2 protein-coding genes are annotated in these 1012 nt (G+C 42.6%); both read left to right on the top strand.

Annotation, left to right across the window (positions count from 1 at the left end):
• Positions 1-18: 18 nt before the first annotated feature.
• On the top strand, positions 19-495 hold the full coding sequence (locus R7E42_RS25805; protein WP_023585869.1) for a FixH family protein: 477 nt from the start codon (positions 19-21) through the stop codon (positions 493-495).
• Positions 496-499: 4 nt separating this feature from the next.
• On the top strand, positions 500-1012 hold a 513-nt coding region (locus R7E42_RS25800), incomplete at its 3' end, for a heavy metal translocating P-type ATPase metal-binding domain-containing protein (RefSeq protein WP_318073358.1).

Here is a 1012-nt window from a genome sequence, read left to right as displayed (position 1 = left end):
GCTGTTGAGAACTTTTTTATGGTAAAGCCTTGGTATAAACAATTTTGGCCGTGGTTCCTAATCATCCTTCCTCTTACGGTAGTCGTTTGGACAATCGCCACGGTAGTCGTCTTTTCAAACAACTCTGTTTCTCTTGTTGCTGAGGATTACTATAAAAAAGGCAAAGGCATAAATATCGACATCAGTAAAATGAACGTCGCTCGTGACCTTGGTCTTAATGCGAACATTTCTTCTCTAGATAACAATATCGTGATTGGCTTTACGAAAGGATCGCTAACGCACTACCCAGCGCTTACAGCAACGTTTACTCACCGTACATTACCCGATCGTGATTTTACGAAGCTAGTTACCGCAGATGCATCTGGCAACTATCGTTTTACCACTGAAGACGCTATACAAGGCCCGTGGTTTGTTGAACTTCAACCACACGATAAGCAATGGATGATTCAAGGCAAAGTCGAATTTCCAGCAGTTTCTGTCTCATTAATGAAGTAATTTTATGTGCAAATCCTGTTACCACTGTGGTGAAGATGTACCAGCAAACACGGATTTTAAAGTAGAAATACTTGGCGAAGTTCGTGAGATGTGCTGCCCGGGGTGTGAAACTGTCGCACAAACTATCGTAGATAGCGGTCTTGTTTCTTACTACCAGTACCGAACCGCACCCGCTGAAAAAGCAGACCTCGTTCCAGAACAACTTCAAGCTCTGATCCACTATGACAATGAAGACGTTCAATCAGAATTTGTACGTAACCATGACAATGTATCTGAAGTAACATTATCTCTCGAAGGTGTATCCTGCGCCGCTTGTGCATGGCTTATTGAAAAGCAAGTATCCAGCGCTAAAGGTTTCGTCTCCATACGGGTAAATACGACAACAAACCGAGCTTTGCTTGCGTGGGACAAAACTCAAGTTAAGTTAAGTGAACTGCTTTCAGTTATTCATAAGCTTGGTTATAAAGCCGCGCCATTTGAAGCAGACAAACAAGAAGCATCTTATCACCGAATGATG

Source organism: Vibrio sp. Vb1337 (assembly GCF_033338715.1).
GTDB classification, from domain to species: domain Bacteria; phylum Pseudomonadota; class Gammaproteobacteria; order Enterobacterales; family Vibrionaceae; genus Vibrio; species Vibrio alginolyticus.
Note: the sequence above shows the minus strand (reverse complement) of the source record. Positions and strands in the feature narration are given on the sequence as shown.

Bases quoted from the DNA above. Each gene is read 5' to 3' on its own strand.
- R7E42_RS25805 (WP_023585869.1), top strand. From the start codon at position 19: ATGGTAAAGCCTTGGTATAAACAATTTTGGCCGTGGTTCCTAATCATC.